Raw genomic sequence first — 21,825 nt, 5'->3', positions numbered from 1 at the left:
TTAAAAGACCAATGGACTGTTTTTTTGCACTTGCAGCCCTGATACTTTTATCGCCGGTGGTGGTAATTAGTGCGTTTATTCTTCTCTTTCAAAACAAGGGAAAAGTGTTTTTCTTACAACCACGCCCTGGTCGAAATCAAAAATCGTTTAACATCATTAAATTTAAGTCGATGACCGACGCTCGGGATGCTAGCGGCAATTTACTTCCTGATAACAAAAGAATTACACGATTTGGTTCCTTTATCAGGAAAACATCGATCGACGAACTGCCTCAACTATTTAATATCGTTTTTGGCGATATGAGTTTCGTGGGACCACGTCCATTACTTTTTAAGTACATCCCGCTTTATAATGAACGACAAATTCGCCGACATGAAGAACGCCCGGGTATTACGGGTTTAGCGCAGATAATGGGCAGAAATTCAATTAGTTGGATGCAAAAGTTCGAATATGACATTCAATACATAGAAAATATCACACTTTGGGGAGATATGAAAATTTTCTTTACAACCATGAGTCATGTTGTTAAACGAAAAGACGTGAACCAAAGCGACAGTCGGCCAATGGAACCTTTTAACGGAAGTAATTAATGGGAGTATCAAAAAACTTTTCGAATCTGCGAGCAGCTGCTTTTTGGGCTAAAGATCTATTAGCAGGTTCACGCGTAAAATTTCATTACAATGAAATAGAAAGCAGTTTTGCCAATAACCATCGTAATAAGGAAAGTAAACTTAAAGCACTACTCAAACACGCCGCGGAAACAACCTCATTTTATGCAAATTTTAAATCGGCAACTTTGAGTGATTTTCCGCTGGTAAATAAACTCCAACTTCGCAACAACGCGGCCGATTTTATTTCCAGCTCATTCGATCAAAGCAAATTAGTAAAACAGGTTACCAGCGGCAGTACCGGAACACCGCTAGCTATATATTCAGATGCTGAAAAAAGACTCAGGAATAATGCCGATACACTGTTTTTTGCGAATAAAGCAGGATATAAATTAGGCGAACGGCTTGTGAATCTTAAAATTTGGAGTACCGCAAATCAAAAGTCAAGCCGATTAATGAAAATGCAAAACCTCATACCTATTGATGTATTGCGGCTCGACGACAACCTACTGGAAGCGTTTTGTAAAACACTAGTAGCAAACAAGCAGCCTACACATCTGGTGGGCTATGCATCGGCTTTAGAGCTACTTGCTAAATACATAGACAAAAAGAACTATTCAAATAACGATCTCCAGATTAGAAGTGTAATTGGAATTTCTGAAGGAATGACCGCAGTAACCAAAGATATCTTCCAAAAACAACTTGGCATTTGTGCTTTATCCCGTTACTCAAACATCGAAAATGGTATTATTGCTCAACAACAAACCAATGGAAAGCCAACGTTTGAGATTAACAGCGCAAGTTTTATTGTGGAAATTTTTAAGATGGATGAGGATGTTTTAGCACACCCCGGCGAATTAGGACGCATAGTTATAACAGATTTATACAACTATGCCATGCCTTTAATTCGTTATGATACAGGTGATATCGGAGCGCTTAATCCAAATAACCACTTCGAATTGGAAACGATTGAAGGACGGAAATTGGATCTCATTTACGATGCCAAAGGGAATCTGATTTCGTCGTATATCGTTTACAAGAATATGTTTCAATACACCGAAATTTTGCAATATCAGTTCGTACAAACCGGAGCGAAAGAGTATACTTTTAAAATAAACACAGAGCAACCATTTGCTAGGGAACAACAGTTGAGAGCCGAATTTTTGAAATATTTGGGAGATGAAGCAAATTTTTCTATCGAATATGTAGACGAAATTCCTCTCTTAGCTTCCGGAAAACGAAAAAAAATAGTAAACACTTACCACAACAAGCAATCATGAAAAGAATCTTAATTACTGGAGTCGGCGGACCAACACCGAGGAGTTTCGCCATATCACTCAAGAAATACAGTAAATTCTCCGATGTTAAACTTTTTGCAACCGATGTTAATCCGCTTGCTATTGGACTTTATCAAAGAGATTTGTTTGAAAAGTCTTTTGTGGTGCCCTTGGCAAAAGCATCAAACTATTGGAACGAGATTGAAAAAATTGTAAATGAAAATCAGATTGATTTTGCGGTAATTTTACCTGAAGCCGAGGTAATGGAATGGTGTAAAAAAGAACGCAATTCGAAATTGCCTTGTCCGGCTTTTTTACCATCTGTAGAAATGGCGGAATTACTCATAGATAAATCGCGAATGACGGAAGTATTAAATGACTCAGGCCTGGTTCCGAAGTCGGTTACCTTCGACCGAAATATCTCCGATTTTTCCGAAATTTTCACCGTTTTAAAAGGGAACTTCTGGGTGCGCAGTTCAAGCGGTACAAGTGGTTTAGGTTCACTTAAAGTAGAAGATGAAGAAGCACTCCGAAACTGGATTCAGATTAATCCTAATGTGCAAACTTTCTTGGCGTCTGAGTTTTTATCCGGAAGAAATTTAGCATGTAAATTACTTTACGAAAATGGCAAACTTTTGCGCGCTGCCTGTGCCGAACGTGTAAATTACATTATGGCAAAAGTAGCTCCTTCAGGAATTACAGGCAATACTTCATTTGGAAGGTTACTGAACGAACCTGAACTAGTTGATGTAGCAACTAAGGCTATGGACTTGTTGTTTGAAGCTACAAATTCGGCCAAACACGGTTTTTTTACCGTTGATTTTAAGGAAGATGCTGATGGCAGACCTTACATAACCGAAGTTAACGTTCGACACGTAGCTTTTACGCAGTGCTTTGCAGCCGGAGGAGCTAATTTTGCTGAGGCTACTATTAGCTTACTAACTTCAGATCAGGAGTTCGATAAATCGTTCAAGATGTACGAGTTTGAAAAGGATTTGATTTTTCTTCGAGATGTAGATAATCTTCCGATAATAATGAAAGAAACCGATTTATACACTAAATCCTAAATCATGCTGTTTAATTCCCTTTCCTACGCGCTGTTCTTGCCAATAGTTTTTTGGCTGTACTGGTTTGTTACCAATAAGAGCTTGAAGTGGCAAAATATCATGTTGTTGACGGCAAGTTACTTTTTTTACGGTTGCTGGGATTGGCGATTCGTGTTTTTGCTGGCTTTCAGTACCTTACTAGATTACTATTCCGGCTTGGTCATCGGAAATGCAACCTCACAAACGAAGAAAAAGTTCTGGTTGATTCTGAGCGTAGGAATAAACTTGGGTTTTTTGGCCGTTTTTAAGTATTATAACTTCTTTATTTCTTCCTTTGCAGAATTACTAGGAACTTTCGGCTTTAAAGCCCATTTCGCGACCTTGCAAGTAATCTTGCCAGTAGGTATTTCATTCTATACATTCCACGGACTTTCCTACGTTTTCGATATTTATAACAATCGAATTAAACCTACTACAAATCTGGTAAATTACACCTTATTTGTGAGCTTTTTCCCCTTACTCGTTGCCGGACCTATCGAGCGTGCTACGCACTTGCTGCCACAAATTGAAAAGACGAGGGCTTTTAATCGAACTAAAGCAGTCGACGGCTTAAGACAAATTCTATGGGGACTGTTTAAAAAGATTGTTATCGCCGATAACTGCGCCACTTACGCAAATATGATATTTAATAATTCAGAGGACTACAGCGGTGGCGGACTTTTTCTAGGAGCTCTCTTTTTTACTTTTCAAATATATGGTGATTTCTCTGGATATTCCGATATAGCACTTGGTTCAGCTAGATTAATGGGATTTGAACTACTTAAGAATTTTAACTATCCCTACTTTTCCCGAGACATGGCGGAATTTTGGAGAAGGTGGCACATCTCATTGTCGTCTTGGTTCAAAGATTATGTTTATATACCACTTGGAGGAAGCGCAGGTGGAAATTGGATGCGCTGTCGAAATACCTTTATAATATTTTTGGTAAGTGGTTTTTGGCACGGTGCTAATTGGACATTTATAATTTGGGGATTGCTAAATGCTCTCTTCATAATGCCTTCTATTTTATTGAGATCTAATCGATCAAATATGGATATTATAGCAAAAGGTCGAATTTTTCCAGATCCAATAGACTTTGCTAAAATGTTGCTTACTTTCGTTCTCGCTGTCTTTGCTTGGATCTTTTTCCGAGCAGCATCGGTAACTGAAGCTGTAGATTTTACTATGCGTATTTTTGATTTTGGAGCCGCAAGTAAAGCAGTTGATGCCCCCATTTACTTGTATTTATTGATTTCATTTTTTATGATTATTGAATGGATAGGACGGGAAAACGACTTTGCTATTCAGAAACTAGGACTTAAATGGACTGCTGCTCCTAGATGGCTGTTTTACTACAGCTTGTTGTTTCTAATTTACCTTTTCTTTGGGAAAGACGAACAATTTATTTACTTCCAATTTTAAGAAATGAAAGAGTTTATCATAAAAACAATAAAGTTTGGAATAGTACCTGCAATCTTCTATGTGCTGTTTTGCTTATTTGCCGTACCCAAGCTACTCGAGGTTAAAATGGGGCCAAATATTCAACAGCAGCTGCAGTTTTCTTTTCAAAAGGCAAAAGAGCGCGAGTATAAACAGCTAGTACTGGGAAATTCACGTATGTTTTGCGGCGTTAATCCAGACCTGTTTTCAACAAAGACTTTTAATTTCTCACACAACAACGATTCGTATAATCAACTGTATTATAAGCTTTTATATGTTGAAAAACAAGGTAAAAAAGTTAATTCGGTAGTTCTAGGAGTCGATTATTTTCAATTCGGGATTTTTTCAGATACACGTAATTACGTATATGGCGATTTCTTGGGCACCGATTATCTTAAAGATTATAAGCCAAAAAATTACAAACTCTGGTACTATGTCGATTTACTTCATCCCAGCAAAATCAGAAAATTGATTTTTGACGATAAAGAAAAACACGGTCTGAAAGAAAACGGACAGTACATCCGTTTAGGAACGCCAGAAAAAGAAGGTTTTGAAAAGCGGGAATTTAAAATCGATGAAAGACAATTGATGTATTTCAATAAAATCTTGCAATACTGCAAAGAAAAATCAATAACCGTTTACCTGGCAATGCCTCCTTTACGTGATGTTGAATATAAGCTTTACACTAAAAATGAGCTAGAACAATTTGATGAAATTATTCAAAATGCAGTGGACAATAAAACGGTGTTTTACTTTGATTTTTCTCGTTCGCCCGACTACAATGTAAATGATTTTATCGACTTCACGCACCTTAATCAGATCGCAGCAGACCGATTCTCAAAAGCTGTCAATGAACAGATTAATCAAACCAAAAACAAATGATTTTTGAAGTTGTATTAGAGACGCTAGACGAACTAAAGGCTGTGGAATCCTTTCCCGTAAAGCGGGTAGAACTTTGTGCTGCTCTTGAAGTAGGCGGACTTACCCCTAGCTTACGGCTCGCAGAAACAGTGATCCAAAATTCGTCGAAAGAAATTCACGTAATGCTACGGATTCGGGCAGGCGATTTCGACTATTCCGATCGCGAAATCGATGTGATGATTAAAGACTTGGAAGATTTTGCGAGGGTGGGAGCAAAGGGGGTTGTGTTTGGATTTCTTTCTGATAATAATGTCAATATCACTGCTTCAAGAAAACTGATCGAGAGAGCGAATTTTTTCGGATTAGAAACCACCTTTCACAGGGCCCTTGATGGTTGTACGGACTATCTAGTTGGTTTGGAAGATGTAATAGAACTAGGATGTACCCGAATTTTAACCTCCGGCGGTTTTGGAAATGTTAGTGAAGGAAAGGAAGCCTTGGTTAAATTGGAAAATTCTGTAGGTTCTCGTATTCAGGTAATGCCAGGAGGTGGTGTTACTCCTGAGTTGGCAAGGTATTTCTATGAGAATAACCTAAATCACCTTCATTTTAATATAAAAAAGCCAATTGAGGTTGGAAACCATACTGCATTTGGAAACAAGTACACTATTGATGTTGAAAAACTTACTGAAATCTGCAGATTAAAATAGCAATTGATACTTCTAAGTTCCATATCAATTCTTCTAGTAATCGCCATTTTAGGCTTAGTTTTCCATTATAAAAAAAAGAGAAAGTCAAGTTTTTTTTGTTTCGGATTTCTCGCCTTTTACTTTTTCATAGTTGCCGTATCGCCCATTCCACAACTATTAATTCATAGTATTGAGAAACCTTTTTACAATTCAGATATAGACTTTGCCAAAGCAAAATATATCTTGGTTTTGGGTGCTGGTTATACAGACGATGCAAAGTTGAATGATTTACAAAAGTTATCTTCTGCGGGTGCTGCAAGGCTTACCCAAGCCGTTCTTTTGAAAAGTAAAAACCCTCATTTAAAACTAATACTTTCCGGAAAGTCAAAAAATCAGCAATACAGCGTGGCCGAAGCGATGGCGAGGGCCGCAATTAAATTTGGAATCCCCTCAAAGGATATCATAAAGTTTCATCAAACTAAAAACACCTACGAAGAGGCACTACAGTATAAATCATATTTTAAGGACAAGGAGGTTATCGTTGTTAGTAGTGCAAGCCATCTTAAAAGAGCAAATGAGATTTTTACCTATCTAAAAGTTAATCATCAAGTTTATGCAGCCGATTTTTCCGTTAAGGAAAGTCCCGACTTATCCAACTACAATTTCAAACCTTCAAGCAGCAAAATGGAATTGATGGATTGTTATGTGCACGAATTGCTTGGAACCTTGTATTTTCGTTATTTCCTTAAGCAATCATGAAGCGATTTTTTGATCTTGTAATTTCTATAGTAGCAATTATCACCCTTGCTCCAGTATTACTTGTGATTGCTCTTTGGATTGTGGTGGATAGCGGACTTCCTTTTTATTTTAAACACAGGAGAATCGGCAAAAATGGTGTGTCTTTCAATATGTATAAGTTTCGAACTATGTACAACAATAGTGAAGATGTGAAAGGAATCACTTTAGGGAAAATTGATCAACGAATTACATTTATTGGTCGATATCTTCGCAGATATAAACTCGACGAGCTTCCTCAATTGATTAATATTTTGAGGAATGAAATGTCGTTGGTTGGTTATCGCCCTCAAGTTCCATACTATGTAGAAAAATTTAAAGAATTATATACGCCTTTGCTGCAGCACAAGCCAGGTATTGTAAGTACTGCCGCAATTCAGTATCGGAACGAAGAAAATTTGTTAGCAGAACAGCAAAATCCAGAGTTGTACTTCGAAAAAGTACTTATTCCTAAAAAGTGTGAGCTAGATAAATTAGATATGGAAAGGCTTACAGTTAAGAAGTATTTATCGCTTCTTATCTATTTCTTTTTTTCATATTTCTTAACACCGAAGGAAAATCAAAAACATTTTTAGTACATTGTCAAAAAAAAGCCACAAAACTATGCAGTCAAAAATTTGGTTATCTTCTCCTCATATGGGTGGAAATGAAATTAGTTATGTTAACCATGCATTTGAAACGAATTGGATCGCGCCATTAGGGCCACATGTAGTTGGCTTTGAAAGAGATATAAAAGATTTTTTACAGACTAATAAAGAAGTTGCAGCATTGAGCTCGGGTACTGCTGCGATACATCTGGCATTGGTAATGTTGGGGGTAAGCGCCGGAGATGAAGTTATTTGTCAGAGTATGACGTTTTCTGCCTCAGCAAATCCAATTCTATATCAGGGAGCTACCCCTGTATTTGTTGATAGTGAGCCCCAAACCTGGAATATATGTCCAGAAGAAACGCTCAGAGCTATTGAAGATGGAATAAAACGAAACAAAAAACCAAAGGCGATTATTGCTGTGCATTTGTATGGTGTTCCATTTCAGGTGGATAGGCTTCGAGAAATATCCAATCACTACAATATTCCGATTATTGAAGACAGCGCCGAAGCACTTGGGAGTACTTATAAAGGCTTGCAGTGTGGAACATTTGGCGACTTTGGCGTGCTGTCATTCAATGGAAATAAAATTATAACAACTTCTGGAGGCGGCGCATTGGTGTGCCCTTCGGTTGAAGCTAAAGAAAAGGTCGTTTTCTATGCAACACAATCTAGAGATCCTCAGCCGCATTATCAGCACTCGCATATTGGTTACAACTACCGGCTAAGTAACGTTAGTGCTGGAATAGGAAGAGGGCAGATGGAAGTTTTGGCAGATCGGGTTGCAGCCCGTCGTGCAATGCATGAGTTTTATGTAGACCTTTTTAAAGATATTCCTGGTGTAACTGTCTTTTCCGCAGACGAATCCGTTTCAGTACCAAACTATTGGCTCTCTTCAATTCTAATCGATGCTGATAAAACGGGTGGTAAAACACGCGAAGATCTTCGGTTGTTTCTAGATGCATTACAAATTGAGTCGCGTCCGCTTTGGAAACCCATGCATTTACAACCTATTTTTGCCTCTTATTCGTTTTTTGGTTCGGGTGTTTCAGAAAAATTGTTTGAAGATGGTCTTTGTCTACCATCAGGTTCAAACCTTAGTGATGAAGAGAAAGGACGTATTTCAGCCGCGATTACTACATTCTTTTCAAACTAAAATAGATAAGCAAGTTATATGAAAAAGCATTTTTTTGATAGGCTGTTGTCTATGCAACGATTACGAGATTTAAGCTATCTCCCACGTTGGATTGTTCTCTTGTTAGATATGCTTATCGTATTAGTGTCGGCAGCTTTTACCTACATTATGCTCATTAAAATGGAGCGTAATTATGTACACCAAGCCTTTCTTCCGGTGATTGTATTGGGGTTTTTACTGCTAAATTTGTTTTTCTTTTGGATCTTCAGAACATATTCCGGGATAATACGGCACTCTTCTTTTATTGATGCAGTAAAACTATTTATAGCTCTGTTTTTGACTTTAGTTACTCTAGTAGTTTTAAATATTTTTTGCGATATAGTTTTTGGACAAAAAATCTTCATGAATGCCGGATTGTTTATAAACTTTATATTCACTTTTTCGGGACTTTTACTTTATCGCATAATAGTAAAACAAACTTTCGAGTTGTACTTGTCGGAAACTAAAGAAGGCGACTTAACCAAGACTGTGATTTTCGGCGCCGACGCTAATGCACTAAGTGTTGCAGCAGCTTTGCGTTATGAAAAACCACAGCGGTTTCGAGTGGTTGCATTTATCGATAAAGAGGATAGCAATAGCTCTAAGCGTATCATGAACCTGCCCATTATTAGTTTGAATAGAAAAATCACTACAATCATGAGATCATTGGATGTAGAAGGGCTAATTCTTGCTGATAAAGGGCTTACCAAAGATGAAAAAATAGCTATCGTTGATGAATGTTTAGATTATAATTATAAAGTCTTTACAATGCCAGCTATTTCAGATTGGGAAGACAAAAAAGAGATTTCTAAAAAAATTAAAAGCCTTCAGATTCAAGATTTGCTTGAAAGAAAGCCAATAGTTCTCGATTCGGAGAAAATTGCAAACCAACTTGCAGGAAAATGTGTCTTGATTACGGGAGCAGCGGGGTCTATTGGAAGTGAAATTACGCGACAGGTACTAAAGTTTGCTCCCAAAAAAGTTATACTTCTCGATCAAGCTGAAACGCCTTTACATAATTTAAGCCTTGAATTACGAGGAATTGAAGGTTCCGATGATATATTTTGTGCTATTGCCGATGTTCGAGATCAAAAAGCGATGCTTCGGATTTTTCAAAGCCACCAACCCGATGTTGTTTACCATGCGGCAGCTTACAAGCACGTACCTCTGATGGAAGGAAATCCCTCGCAGGCAATTATGGTAAATGTGCTGGGAACCAAAAACGTTGCCGATTTATGTGTTGAGTTTAACATTGAATCTATGGTAATGGTTTCCACAGACAAAGCCGTAAATCCGAGTAATGTAATGGGTGCAAGTAAACGCATAGCCGAGATGTATGTTCAGTCGTTGTACAATTCGATTTATCAAAATAGTGATCGTAGAAAAGTACGTTTCATAACTACAAGATTTGGAAATGTTTTAGGAAGTAATGGTTCTGTTGTGCCATTATTTACTAGCCAAATTGAACAAGGTGGTCCGATAACAATTACCCACCCAGATATTATCCGTTATTTCATGACAATTCCAGAAGCTTGCCAACTCGTTTTGGAAGCTGGAGCTATGGGGAACGGTGGTGAGATTTTCATCTTCGATATGGGGAAACCCGTCAAAATTATTGATTTAGCACGAAAAATGATAAGACTAGCAGGCTACGTGCCTGACGAAGATATAAAGATTAAAATAGTTGGACTTCGTCCGGGAGAAAAGCTGTACGAAGAACTTCTAAATGATGGATCAAAAACGCTGCCTACACATCATGAGAAAATAATGGTAGCTTCCGAAACAACGTCTGATTTTGAGAAATTAGAAAGCCACATAAGTGAATTGGTTAATCTTTCTATATTTTCCGAAAGAAATGAAATTGTGAAAAAAATGAAGTTAATTGTGCCTGAATTTAAGAGTATGAATTCGGAATACAAGGCGCTTGATTAACTATTCAATTTAAAACTTCTTAAATAATTAAGCTTATATTTGTCCCAAGTTTACTGACTATGAAGAGATTTTTTGTTCTAATTTGCGGTCTTTTAATTGCAACATCGTGCGCTCCCAAAAAAAACCTGATATATATGCAGAATATAGATCAGACCTTGTCACAACAACAGAACTCAGATTTCCAGCCAGTTATACAGCCTGACGACCTGCTTTTAATAATTATTTCTGGTGATAATCCTGAAACGTCAGCTCCTTTCAACTTAACGACTTATGCAGGTATCGATAACTCTTCCGAAACTGCGCAGGGAGGTATTCGATTTCAATCCTACTTAGTAAATGCAGAAGGGGCAATAGATATGCCGATATTAGGGCGAGTTGTTTTAGGAGGCCTAAATAAGTTACAAGCAATCGAAAAAATCAAATCCTTACTCAAGGAATATATTACAAATCCCATTATTAATTTCAGAATAATAAATTATAAAGTCTCTGTTTTGGGTGAAGTGGCCAGTCCTGGAACTTATCAATTACAAACTGAACGGATTACACTACCAGAAGCTATAAGTCGTGCGGGTGACTTAACTATTTACGGAGATCGTAAAAACGTGCTCGTTATTCGAGAAGAAAATGGTAAGAAAGTTTACAAGTACATAGATTTAACAAACGCAGACTTCATAAACTCACCCTATTACTACTTAGATCAGAACGATGTGGTTTACGTTAATCCAAATAAGACAAAAATTAATTCATCGGTAATCGGGCCTAATGTAACTGTCGGAATTTCCGCTGTGTCCTTGTTAATCACTATAATAGCGCTTCTATCTAGATAAATTGTATGCAAATCAGCAAAGAAAACTTAAATAATCAAGCTCAACAAAAACTGAAAGAGCAAATCTTCAGGTACGTTTTCCATTGGAAATGGTTTGTACTAACCGCAATAATTGGTTTTTTTATTGCATACGCTATTTTGCGTTATTCAGTCCCAGTATATAAAGTAGAAGCAACCTTGTTAATTAAAGACGATAAGAAAGGCGGCGTATTATCAGAAGCATTATCTTTTAGTGACTTAGGGCTAGGAATCGCTAAAAGCAATGTGGATAATGAGATTGAAGTTCTGAAATCTAGAACGATAATCGGAAGTGTTATCGATAAACTTTCTTTCAATGTTCGGTATTTTAACGAAGGAAATTTAAAAACGGCTGAAGTTTATGAAAATCCAGCATTTTCAATCACATTTTTGGATAAATCAGCAGCATTTCAAGAAATTGATTCCGTTTTTACAATTAACGAAGTATCTAACGGAAAGTTTGAATTGTTTGATTCAGAAGAGATAAAGAAAGGAAAATATAGCTTTGGACAAATTGTAAATTCAAATTTTGGAAAATTCGTAGTTACAAGAAATTTAGCAAATAGAGAGAGCTCTATTAAGCGAGTAATTGTAAAGTTAACTTCAAGAGAAAAGTGCATTGATATTTATCAAAGTAAGTTAAAGGTTGAACTAGCAAATGATATGGCAAGTTCGGTTTTAAAACTTTCTACGAGTGAATCGATAAAGAAAAAAGGAATCGACTTTCTAAATGAAATTATAAAACAATATCAGCTCGATGCTATCGAAGATAAGAACTTGGTGAGCAGAAGAACACAAGCTTTCATAAACGAAAGATTGAAGAATATCTCGAAAGAACTTGATACTGTAGAAACCGATTTTGAGAGTTTTAAGAGTTCAAATAAAATTCTAGACATGACTTCAGAGGCTCTAGTATTCGCGCAAAAAGCTTCTGAATATGAAAAGCAACTCGTCGAAAACGCTACACAAATCAACATCGTTGATTACCTACTTTCGTACGTAAACAAAATCTCTCCTTCGGATGTAATCCCAACAAATTTACTTCTCGATCAATCTGCATCCGTTTTAATACTTACTTACAATGAAAAACAAAATACTTTAAGTAAACTCAAAAACGGAAGTACAGAGAAAAACATCGCGATCACCAATCGCGAAAAGGAATTAGAGAATTTGAGATTAAGTATTGTAAAGACATTAAAAAATCTAAAAAGCACACTTCAGATACAACAAAAAAATATCGAAGCTCAAACTTCTTTAATCGACAACAGAATTAGTAAGTATCCGAAGCAAGAGAAGGAGTCGAGGAGTATATCTAGAAAGCAACAAATAAAAGAAACACTCTATCTTTATTTATTGCAGAAAAGAGAAGAGAATGCAATTTCATTGGCGGTTACTGCTTCAAATTCAAAGATTATAGATAATGCATTTGCAAATCCAATTCCAATTTCTCCAAAGCGACAAATGGTATATTTTATTGGAATTGCAATAGGTCTTATCATTCCATTTTTAGTTCTTTACATCAAAGATTTCTTGTACGATAAAGTGCGAGATAGACGAGATATCGAATCTGCTGTCGCCGCACCATTCATCGGTGATGTGCCAAATACAGAAAGCAACCAAGAGATTTTAACTCTAGAAAGTCGTTCAAGTACCGCCGAAGCATTTAGGATTGTCCGAACTAATTTAGATTTTATTCTAGCGACGGTTGAAGGCGAAAATAAAGCAAAGACAATTTTTGTTACCTCCACTTTTCCAAAAGAAGGTAAAACATTTATCTCGGTAAATTTAGCAAGCGCTTTTGCACTAGTCGGTAAACGTGTTTTGCTTATTGGTCTGGACATTCGAAATCCTAAGTTAGAAAATTATGTACCAGTTGTCTCTTCTAAGGGAATAACATCTTATTTGTCTGGGAAGACGAAGGATATTGATGAGCTGATCACGAAAATTCCGGGTTATACTTCTTTCGACATTCTACCTGCCGGGGCTGTTCCCCCAAATCCTGCGGAACTTTTGCTAGGCGATCGAACTGAGCAGCTATTTGCGCATCTCAAAGGAATGTATGATTATATAATCGTAGATACTGCCCCTGTTAGCTTAGTTACAGACACCCTACTAATTGCAAAGCATGCGGATACTTTTATATATGTTGTTAGAGCAAATTATCTAGACAAACGAATGCTTCGTATTGCTCAGCTAATGTATGAAGAAGATAAGCTTCCTAAAATGTCTATATTACTTAACGATACCGCCGCAGTTAAAGGGTATGGCTATGGCTACGGTTACGGCTATGGTTACGGCTATGGTTACGGCTATGGTTATGGATACGGATATGGAGTAGAAGAGGTGAAACCAACACTGTGGAAGCGTGTACTAGCTTTCTTTAGGCTTAGCTAGAAGCAAAGTAACAGCCGCCAATGTAATTTTTGATACTGTGAAATAAGCAACTTTAATTTACGCAGTAGTTTCTAAAAACTGAAAAAAGTGTTTGCTTGAATCAAAGGTTTTAAGATTTCACTCTTTTTAACGATGATTTTTCCTTTTAACGCACTTGTGTGTCGCACGTGATGCGCATCTGTGCCTACATAATCGTACAATTGCGCCGATAATAGTTCTTCTGAAGCCATTTTTGGTCCAAATCCATAATAGCCAGTTAGGGCAATTAGGTTTAATTGAAAGAGACAGCCGACTTGCTTTAGCTTTTTATATTCTTTCATGTTACCATGTAAAAAGTTGTAGCGTTCGGGATGTGCAAGGATGGGCGTATAGCCGTAGTTTTGAATATCAAAAATTAGTTCATACAAGTTTAAGGGAGCAGCGAAATAAGACATTTCAACAAGTAAGTAGCGTTCCTTGATGGGCACAACCTTTTTATTTTCGAGTAAGTCTGAAAGTCGTTTGTCAAGCATGTATTCTGACGATGCTTTGATGTCAGTTTCTATTAGGGGAAAATCCTTCTCATTCACTAAGTTTTGCAGGCTATTATTAACTTTCTCAGGATCATTCTCCCAGACGCCTTCAATGTTATGAGGAGTAGCGATAAATTTAGAAATATTTAGCTCCTTTAGTTGCGTTATGAGCTCTATCGAGTCTAATGAGCTAGCTGCGCCGTCATCAATTCCTGGCAAGATATGATTGTGTATATCAACAAAATCATCCGGTATAATATCGGCCAAAAAAATACCCTTATTTCGATTAAAGATCCACATAGTGCAAAAAAAAACACCAACAAAATTGCTGGTGTTTGTTATGTTTGAGTATATTTTTAAGCTTTTGCTGCTTTTGATCTTCTCATGTAGAAGAATGCAAAAGCTACAGCAACTAAAGCTAGGTAAATAATCTTGCTATTTATTGGTGCTGGTGGGTCTTCTCCTCCAGTTCCTGGCCCATCCGGATCTGGTAACTGAGCAAATGAAGCAAAACTTACCGCAAACAGCATTAAAGTAAGTATAAATTTATTGTAGTTGATTCTCATAACACGCTACTTTTAGATTTTAAATTTTTTGTAAATGTATAACTATTTTTTAAATATCAATCAGGTGCTGAAATATTTTTTTAACTTATTTTAAGTAAATAAAAGTCCTTTGATTGAAAACAACTATGGATTGTTTATTAAAACGGCTCTAAAATATCTAATTTATTGTTGTTTGTTTATTTTTTTAACATCTTTTTTTAGGGGATTAAAATTCCGATGTGAAATGTAACTTTACCTTGGGATACTTTTGTGCAGCCATTTGAATACTAAATTCAGAATCAGCAAGAAAGACCTCCTTGCCGCTTTTGTCTTTAGCCAGAAACTTCTGCTTTACACGTTTGAATTCTAAGTATTGCTCCTCTCGTGGGTCTGAGGTTTCAATCCAACAAGCTTTGTAAGCAGGAAAGTTCTCATAACTGCATTTTGCCCCGTATTCGTGCTCCAAGCGGTATTGTATAACTTCGTATTGTAAGGCTCCAACGGTTCCAATTACTTTTCTTCCGTTCAAGTCTAAAGTAAAAAGTTGCGCTACTCCTTCGTCCATTAGTTGGTCGATTCCTTTTTCCAACTGTTTACTTTTTAAAGGATCAGCGTTATTAACATATCTAAAGTGCTCTGGTGAAAAGCTCGGAATTCCTTTAAATTTTAAATGTTCGCCTTCGGTTAGGGTGTCGCCAATTTTAAAATTTCCGGTGTCGTGGAGGCCAACGATGTCACCTGCAAAAGAAACGTCAACAATCTCCTTCTTTTCTGCAAAGAAAGCATTGGGACTAGAAAATTTGAAGGTCTTCTGAAGTCGCGTGTGTAAGTAAGATTTGTTGCGTTCGAAAGTTCCGGAAACGATCTTTATAAAAGCTAATCTGTCTCGATGTTTCGGATCCATATTGGCATGGATTTTAAAAACGAAGCCAGTCATTTTTGGTTCCTCAGGTAAGACAACGCGTTGTTCGGTTTCTTTTGGAGTAGGTGGTGGCGCAATATCTAAAAAGCAATCTAGTAGTTCGCGAACGCCAAAATTGTTTAGGGCCGAACCAAATAAAACCGGCTGCTGTTCGCTTAATAAATAGGCTTCACGATCAAACGCTGGGTAAACTTCTCGAATCAACTCCAACTCTTCCCGTAGTTTATTCGACGCACTTTTTCCTACCAACTGATCCAATTCAGCACTATTCAAATCATCGATAGCAATAGTATCTTCTATATTTTTTTTACTGTCTGAAGTAAATAAATTAACATTTTTCTCCCAGATATTGTAAATTCCTTTAAAGTCGTATCCCATTCCAATAGGAAAACTAAGAGGAGTTACTTTAAGCCCCAGTTTTTGCTCAACTTCGTCCATCAAGTCAAAGGCGTCTTTTCCTTCGCGATCGAGCTTATTGATGAAAACAATCATCGGGATTTTGCGCAATCGACAAACAGCAACTAATTTTTCCGTTTGTTCTTCGACCCCTTTCGCAACATCGATGACTACTATTACACTATCCACTGCGGTTAACGTTCGAAATGTGTCTTCCGCAAAATCTTTGTGACCTGGTGTATCTAGAATATTTATTTTTTTTGATTTGTAATTGAACGCTAATACCGATGTTGAAACCGAGATTCCGCGCTGTCGTTCAATTTCCATAAAATCGGATGTGGCACCTTTCTTAATTTTATTGCTTTTTACGGCACCGGCCTCTTGAATGGCGCCTCCGAAAAGAAGAAGCTTTTCTGTTAAGGTTGTTTTTCCAGCATCAGGGTGACTGATAATTCCAAATGTGCGTCGTCTGGCTATTTCTAATTGCGTATCCATATCTTATTTAATGGCTGCAAAAATAACCAAAGAAAGGGGATACTTACTATGGGATTTTTCTGATTAAATTCATTTGTTGCACAATTATCATTTTTTCTATCTTTACAAGGCTACTTACTCGAATATTTATGACTAAAGATTATAAAATATTAATTGCAGACGACCATAGTGTTATAAGGCAAGGAATATCATTAATCCTCAAACAAATTGGTTTCGATTCTCAGGTTGATCACGTTAATTCTTTTCCTTCGATGATTAACCAAATTAAATCGAATTCATATGAACTTATCGTTTTAGATATCTCCATACCCGAGGGTAGGGGAGTTCAGATGATTGAATTGATCAGACAATACATTCCTGAGGTTAAGATTTTGATATTTTCAGCACATCCTGAAGAACTCTATGCAGTTAAGTATTTGCGGGCTGGCGCCGACGGTTATCTCAATAAAATGACTTCCGAAGAAGAATTGCAATTTGCTTTTCGCGAAATGATTCAGACCGGAAGATTCATTTCTCAAACCACCCAATTTCAATTAGATAAAGCAGATTTAAATCCGACCTCTACTAATCCGTTCTTTTCACTTTCTGCTCGAGAACTCGAAATCGCAAAACTTTTAGTCAAAGGCGAGGGGAATCTGGAGATTGCTAATAAATTAGATTTGCAAAATAGTACGGTAAGTACCTATAAAAACAGAATTTTTGAAAAGCTATCTATAAAGAGTACGGTAGCATTAGCTAATATGTTCGAAACTTACGGAGCTATTTAAAATTCCTAAGACTACTTTTCAAATACAAGTGAAACGACTGTTCGGTTGGATGAACTGTTGAATTCAATTTTTGCTCCAAGGACCACCATTAGTTCAATTACAATCTTTAGCCCGAGACCTGTTCCTACATTATCGGTTCGGTTGTTAAAATCCCTGCTAAGCGACTTATAATATTCCAACGTTTCGGTGTTCATACCAACTCCAGTGTCAATAACGGCAATAACTTTATGGGTTTCATGTTCGCTAGCAGAGAAAATGATTGTTTTTCCAGCCGAGTATTTCAATGCATTATCTAGCAAATTATGAACGATAATTCGTAAAAGCACTGGATTACCATTTATGGTAAAGTCGCTCGGAATCTGATTGAATATCTTTGTCTTTTGATTCATCGCGATGGGTTTAAACAGATTGATCTTTGATATAACAATATCATACACCCACGTTCGTTCTCTTTTTTCTAACTGAGATAAATTCAATTTACTGTAGTCAAGTAAATTTTCGACAAAGCCATACATCTGATTCGAAGATTGATAAATCGCCAGAAAACTCTCGCTAAGCTGTTCTTGGTTTTTGTCCGGGTCTTCAATTAAATCGCGCGAGAGCATTGCCATAAATCTTAAAGGAGATTTTAAATCGTGCGTGATGTACTGAATAATTTTTCGGTTTCCAGTAGTTTGCGCATTGAGCCTGTTTGTAGTTTCGCGCAACGTGGTAATGATGTCTTGTAATTTAGAAGTTTTTTCGGCAATTTTAAGTTCCAAAAGTTCGTTCCTTTTATTCACGTAGAATATCCGAACGACATAGATTCCAAAAAGTAAACTAAGTACTACTAAAACCATTAAAGCCTTGAATAGAGTGGTGTCGTAGTAGGCTTGCTTTACGCAGAAATCAAGAGTGAGGTATTTGTAGTCGTTTTCAGAAGCTATACGTTTTCTGACTACTAGTTTGTGCTTGCCGGGCGCTAATTTCGTATAGGCAATTTTGCCTGATTCGTGTACTCGTGTCCAACTACTGTTTTCGCCATCGAATAATTTTGCTTCCAATATCAGATTCTCCCTAATGCCATAATAGGGAGCGACGATTTTTATTACAACTCGCTCGAAATTTCTTGGCAGCATTGAATTATTCCGGATGTCTATTGTTTGATCGTCAACTATAGCTTCCTCTACATAGACGTTCTCAGCAGATGTTTTTGGTTGTAGCTGTTCAGGATTGAAGCATACAATTCCATTTAGAGATGGTAACCAGATATTTCCGTCTTGTGTAATTAGGCTATTTGGATATCCGCCGCCGTTAAATTCATTACTGTAAAATCCAGAGTCTTTTTTAAAAAGGAAGTAATTTACTTTTTTGGTATGCCCGTTGGCATAATTTAGAAGGTCATTTCGCTTCACGCGAAAAAGCCCTTTGTTTGTAGGAATCCAAAAGTTGCCGAGCTTGTCGGGAACTACTGTATGAGCCGTTAGTAAACTTTGATTGTCGTCAAGTGGAAATTTGAAAATCTTATTATCTTTCAATAAACGAAAACCTTTGCCATAACTAAAGAACCAAATTTCGTTTTCATTAAGTATTACAGCGTTTCTAACAGCCAGATTTTTAGTGGCCTCAAATTTCACAATTTTTTTTGTTGCCTTAAAATACTTGAATAAGCCAACAGCAGTGCATAAGAGAAGTGATTCAGAATTTAGGCTACGTATTTGATTAACTTTTGCTGGAATCTTCGCAATTTCTTCGAATTTGAATCCATTTTCTTTAGTCTTTATAAATAATGAGGACGTATTGCTATATCGGTCGTTTACAGCTGCAAAAAACGCGTCGTTGTTGTCATAAAAGAGAGCGGAGCAGTCATCATCTGTGTGAAGCACTTTGATTTTTTCGGTGTAATTACTTTTAGAAGTAAAACAAAAAATGGAGGTGTAGCCTGTGACCCACACGTTTTTTTCTTTGTCTATAATCAGCTTGGAACGGTCGCGAGTAAAATTGTACTTCTTTTCCATCTTGCCGTTCTTTATTACGTAACCAGCTGCAGTTAAAACTACGTTTGGCTCTAGTTCATTCACAGAGTAAAAAACTTGACTACGGGTAGATAGTAGTACATCGGGTTTGTAAGTCTTAAAGCGCTTTACTTCAAATTTTCCTAATCCGTCTGTAGCACTCCCGGCAAATAATATGGAGTTAGCTTCATCATAGTAAAAAGAAGACAAATTAGACGGGTCTAGTTTACTGCCGTGGTAAAGTTTTTTTAAATTTAGAGACCCGGATTTAATTTTCTTGAGTTGATAAATTTCGACATTGCTGATGATGAAAACTTGATCGTTTGAAGCGTTCCAGAAGTAACTACGTTCTTTTGGTAATTTTCCAATGAGTTCGTTTGATTGTGAAATTCCTTTCTCTGTACATTCCCAGTAAACACCCTTAGGATCAATGTAGCCTAAAGTGCTTCCGAGCATAAAAACACTGTTGGTATCTGTGTATTCAAAATGCTTTTCCCAGAGTTTTTTTCCGTACTTAGTATGAAATGAAATTCGTTTGTTTAAAAGCAGGAAGTATTTTCCATCACTCCTAAAATAGCGTACCGGACGTGTGCCATAGTCGAGATAAACATTGGGAATACATTGTGCGTAGAACTCTCCGAATAACCCATCGACATAAATCGGAGTTTTGTACGCATGTTTTTTATTAAATCGTTTCGGCTGTCCTTTATGAATAAGAATAATGTCGTTCTGTCCGTCGGTATTGGTGAAAAGTGAGTCGATCTCTTTTTTTCCAGCGATATACAGAAACCGATTGTTTGAGAAATTTTGATTTTCAGAGTTAAAAGTCTTAAACTCTTGCCCGTCATAACGAACCAGTCCGTTTTCTGTCGTTAACCATAAAAATCCGTATTTGTCTGGAACAATACTCTTAATACTATTTTGAGGGAGTCCTGCTTCATCATCAAGCCAGGTAAACGAATCGAGTTGCGCAGATACATTTGCCGACAAAAGCAAGATAGCGAGCTGTATTATCCTAATGTTATGTTTCACTTTCAAATGTACTGTGTAGATAAAAAACTACAAATTCAAAATTGTTAAAAAAATTAAGAAAAGTAATTTTGTTAACTGAAACTAAGGTAATCAACTTTTTTGTAATACACTAGCTTGTTTCGTTTATTTTATATTGTATTGACGCGGTTTTCCGAGAGGTTGTCATAAGGTCTTCGGAAGCTAAATCTGAGCTAGAGTAGGAGAAAAGTTAAAATTGTTAAGAACTGTTTGATGTGAGTTTTAAACGGTCTTGAAACATGATTTAAAACTTGGTTATTTTGTTTTGATAAGCTGATCTTTACAAGGTGGTTTATTGAATATTAATAATTGGATGTCAGGTTTTTACAGCTTGGTGTCCACACTTTTTATCTTTATGATAAAGAGTTTTTTACGAACTGAAGGACAATATTATTTGATACATATGTACAAATTTTTACAATCTACAAAGGCGTTAATTTTTATTTCGGTAATTGCATCTGGCTTGCAGTCGCAAACTACCTATTCTCAAGTTGTTGCTAACGACGACAGCGGAACAACACCACAAGGTAGACCACTTGCTTTAAATGTGCTTGCTAATGATACAGGTAACATTAATCCGGCATCAATCGTTATTACCTCATTCCCAGTAGGTGGTATCTTGCAGATATCTCCTTCTGGTATTATCACGTATTTGCCTAACGGTAATTACACGGGTAATGACTCGTTCAGCTATCAAGTTTGTGATTTTACAACACCTGTGCCTCTTTGCGATGAAGCAGACGTTTCTGTTGTAGTAAATGCGTCATTTATTGACCCTTGTTTTGAAGCCAACAGAGCTAAAACCTTCTATATGCCATTCCCTGAAAGAGATTTGTGGGATGCATTAAGAAGATCTGCTAGTGACACAGGCGACAATCTTTTAACTAATACCGTAAGAAACGTAACAAGTATTAAGAGTCCATACCCTAATGTAATAATTACTTACGATCACTGGGAAGATGGATATGAGTCAAATATTTCACTCCCAACACAAGCATCGACTTTGGTTTGGGGGGATGGAAATTTAAACAACGGCGTTGCTCCCGGGCATCCAACGGATATACTACCAGCAGGTGCAAGTGTTGTATTGGATAATGCTTTCGCTTATGATGCTTCGCGAGGAACAGTTGCGCCAATTGCTGATATACACTTCGACGGACGCGATAAGTTATATTCTTCAAACGATATTGCAGTTTCTAAAGTAACAGGTGACAACACAAATTTTGGATTTCAATCAGCTAAGACTGATGTTTACGATACAACGCGATTTGGAAATTTATTTGTGATTGGCTTCGGTGAAGATCTCGCTTCACCAACGCCTACAAGTCTCGCTTTTCGTTATACAGCCGCATTTATTCGCGCGCAATTTAACAATACAACAGTCTCACTTGATTATGACGGAAATGGTACAGTAGATGTAACTCGAGTTTTAAACGAAGGTGAAGTTTGGTTCTATGA

The 21,825-nt window shown here is 37.0% G+C and carries 18 protein-coding genes; 14 read left to right on the top strand and 4 right to left on the bottom strand.

Going from position 1 to position 21,825, the window contains the following annotated elements; translation table 11 throughout:
• The first annotated feature begins 11 nt into the window (after nucleotides 1–11).
• The 12 genes from ACOVQQ_RS07975 (at nucleotide 12) to ACOVQQ_RS07920 (ending at nucleotide 13,686) form a co-directional block, all read left to right on the top strand.
• On the top strand, nucleotides 12–590 hold the full coding sequence (locus ACOVQQ_RS07975) for a sugar transferase (RefSeq protein ID WP_421817727.1): 579 nt from the start codon (nucleotides 12–14) through the stop codon (nucleotides 588–590).
• Nucleotides 590–1,888 (top strand): CoF synthetase, encoded by a 1,299-nt coding sequence (locus ACOVQQ_RS07970; RefSeq protein WP_421817726.1) that lies wholly within the window; start codon nucleotides 590–592, stop codon nucleotides 1,886–1,888. Before ACOVQQ_RS07975 ends, ACOVQQ_RS07970 begins: the two co-directional genes overlap by 1 nt.
• Nucleotides 1,885–2,952, top strand: a complete 1,068-nt coding sequence (locus ACOVQQ_RS07965; protein ID WP_421817725.1) for a hypothetical protein — start codon at nucleotides 1,885–1,887, stop codon at nucleotides 2,950–2,952. The genes ACOVQQ_RS07970 and ACOVQQ_RS07965 overlap by 4 nt, the downstream gene beginning before the upstream one ends.
• 3 nt (nucleotides 2,953–2,955) lie before the next feature.
• Nucleotides 2,956–4,392 carry an MBOAT family O-acyltransferase gene (locus ACOVQQ_RS07960; RefSeq protein WP_298148602.1) on the top strand — a complete coding sequence of 479 codons (1,437 nt, stop codon included), beginning with the start codon at nucleotides 2,956–2,958 and terminating at the stop codon, nucleotides 4,390–4,392.
• Between the two features lie 3 nt (nucleotides 4,393–4,395).
• The gene (locus ACOVQQ_RS07955; protein WP_421817724.1) at nucleotides 4,396–5,292 is read left to right on the top strand and encodes a DUF1574 family protein; all 897 of its coding nucleotides are present in this window, start codon (nucleotides 4,396–4,398) and stop codon (nucleotides 5,290–5,292) included.
• Entirely contained in the window at nucleotides 5,289–5,981 is a 693-nt protein-coding gene (locus ACOVQQ_RS07950; protein ID WP_421817723.1) for a copper homeostasis protein CutC, read from the top strand. The genes ACOVQQ_RS07955 and ACOVQQ_RS07950 overlap by 4 nt, the downstream gene beginning before the upstream one ends.
• 3 nt (nucleotides 5,982–5,984) lie before the next feature.
• On the top strand, nucleotides 5,985–6,719 hold the full coding sequence (locus ACOVQQ_RS07945; RefSeq protein ID WP_421817722.1) for a YdcF family protein: 735 nt from the start codon (nucleotides 5,985–5,987) through the stop codon (nucleotides 6,717–6,719).
• Nucleotides 6,716–7,330 (top strand): sugar transferase, encoded by a 615-nt coding sequence (locus ACOVQQ_RS07940; protein WP_421817721.1) that lies wholly within the window; start codon nucleotides 6,716–6,718, stop codon nucleotides 7,328–7,330. Before ACOVQQ_RS07945 ends, ACOVQQ_RS07940 begins: the two co-directional genes overlap by 4 nt.
• 28 nt (nucleotides 7,331–7,358) lie before the next feature.
• The gene (locus ACOVQQ_RS07935) at nucleotides 7,359–8,498 is read left to right on the top strand and encodes a DegT/DnrJ/EryC1/StrS family aminotransferase (RefSeq protein WP_421817720.1); all 1,140 of its coding nucleotides are present in this window, start codon (nucleotides 7,359–7,361) and stop codon (nucleotides 8,496–8,498) included.
• Nucleotides 8,499–8,516: 18 nt separating this feature from the next.
• Nucleotides 8,517–10,448: a polysaccharide biosynthesis protein gene (locus ACOVQQ_RS07930; protein WP_421817719.1), complete on the top strand. Its 1,932-nt coding sequence runs from the start codon at nucleotides 8,517–8,519 to the stop codon at nucleotides 10,446–10,448.
• 134 nt (nucleotides 10,449–10,582) lie between these two features.
• Nucleotides 10,583–11,275, top strand: coding sequence for a polysaccharide biosynthesis/export family protein (locus ACOVQQ_RS07925; protein WP_421817718.1), 693 nt, complete (start codon nucleotides 10,583–10,585; stop codon nucleotides 11,273–11,275).
• A 5-nt stretch (nucleotides 11,276–11,280) separates the two neighbouring features.
• The gene (locus ACOVQQ_RS07920; protein WP_421817717.1) at nucleotides 11,281–13,686 is read left to right on the top strand and encodes a GumC family protein; all 2,406 of its coding nucleotides are present in this window, start codon (nucleotides 11,281–11,283) and stop codon (nucleotides 13,684–13,686) included.
• A gap of 71 nt (nucleotides 13,687–13,757) precedes the next feature.
• Here the strand turns inward: ACOVQQ_RS07920 and ACOVQQ_RS07915 are convergent, their stop codons facing one another.
• From ACOVQQ_RS07915 to ACOVQQ_RS07905, 3 genes are all read right to left on the bottom strand, one after another.
• On the bottom strand, nucleotides 13,758–14,465 hold the full coding sequence (locus ACOVQQ_RS07915) for a tyrosine-protein phosphatase (RefSeq protein WP_421817716.1): 708 nt from the start codon (nucleotides 14,463–14,465) through the stop codon (nucleotides 13,758–13,760).
• 89 nt (nucleotides 14,466–14,554) lie between these two features.
• The gene (locus ACOVQQ_RS07910) at nucleotides 14,555–14,764 is read right to left on the bottom strand and encodes a hypothetical protein (RefSeq protein WP_421817715.1); all 210 of its coding nucleotides are present in this window, start codon (nucleotides 14,762–14,764) and stop codon (nucleotides 14,555–14,557) included.
• A gap of 205 nt (nucleotides 14,765–14,969) precedes the next feature.
• Entirely contained in the window at nucleotides 14,970–16,556 is a 1,587-nt protein-coding gene (locus tag ACOVQQ_RS07905; RefSeq protein WP_421817714.1) for a peptide chain release factor 3, read from the bottom strand.
• Nucleotides 16,557–16,684: 128 nt separating this feature from the next.
• Here ACOVQQ_RS07905 and ACOVQQ_RS07900 point away from each other — a divergent pair, with 128 nt between their 5' ends.
• Nucleotides 16,685–17,323, top strand: a complete 639-nt coding sequence (locus ACOVQQ_RS07900) for a response regulator (RefSeq protein ID WP_421817713.1) — start codon at nucleotides 16,685–16,687, stop codon at nucleotides 17,321–17,323.
• Nucleotides 17,324–17,334: 11 nt separating this feature from the next.
• Here ACOVQQ_RS07900 and ACOVQQ_RS07895 read toward each other — a convergent pair whose 3' ends face one another.
• A complete protein-coding gene (locus ACOVQQ_RS07895) occupies nucleotides 17,335–20,349 on the bottom strand; it encodes a sensor histidine kinase (protein ID WP_421817712.1) in 3,015 nt (1,004 codons plus the stop codon).
• A 313-nt stretch (nucleotides 20,350–20,662) separates the two neighbouring features.
• Between ACOVQQ_RS07895 and ACOVQQ_RS07890 the strand changes: the two genes are divergently transcribed.
• A partial coding sequence (locus ACOVQQ_RS07890; RefSeq protein WP_421817711.1) for an Ig-like domain-containing protein occupies nucleotides 20,663–21,825 on the top strand: 1,163 nt, incomplete at its 3' end.

The sequence above is a fragment of the Flavobacterium sp. genome, assembly GCF_049240005.1.
Lineage (GTDB): Bacteria > Bacteroidota > Bacteroidia > Flavobacteriales > Flavobacteriaceae > Flavobacterium.
Note: the sequence above shows the minus strand (reverse complement) of the source record. Positions and strands in the feature narration are given on the sequence as shown.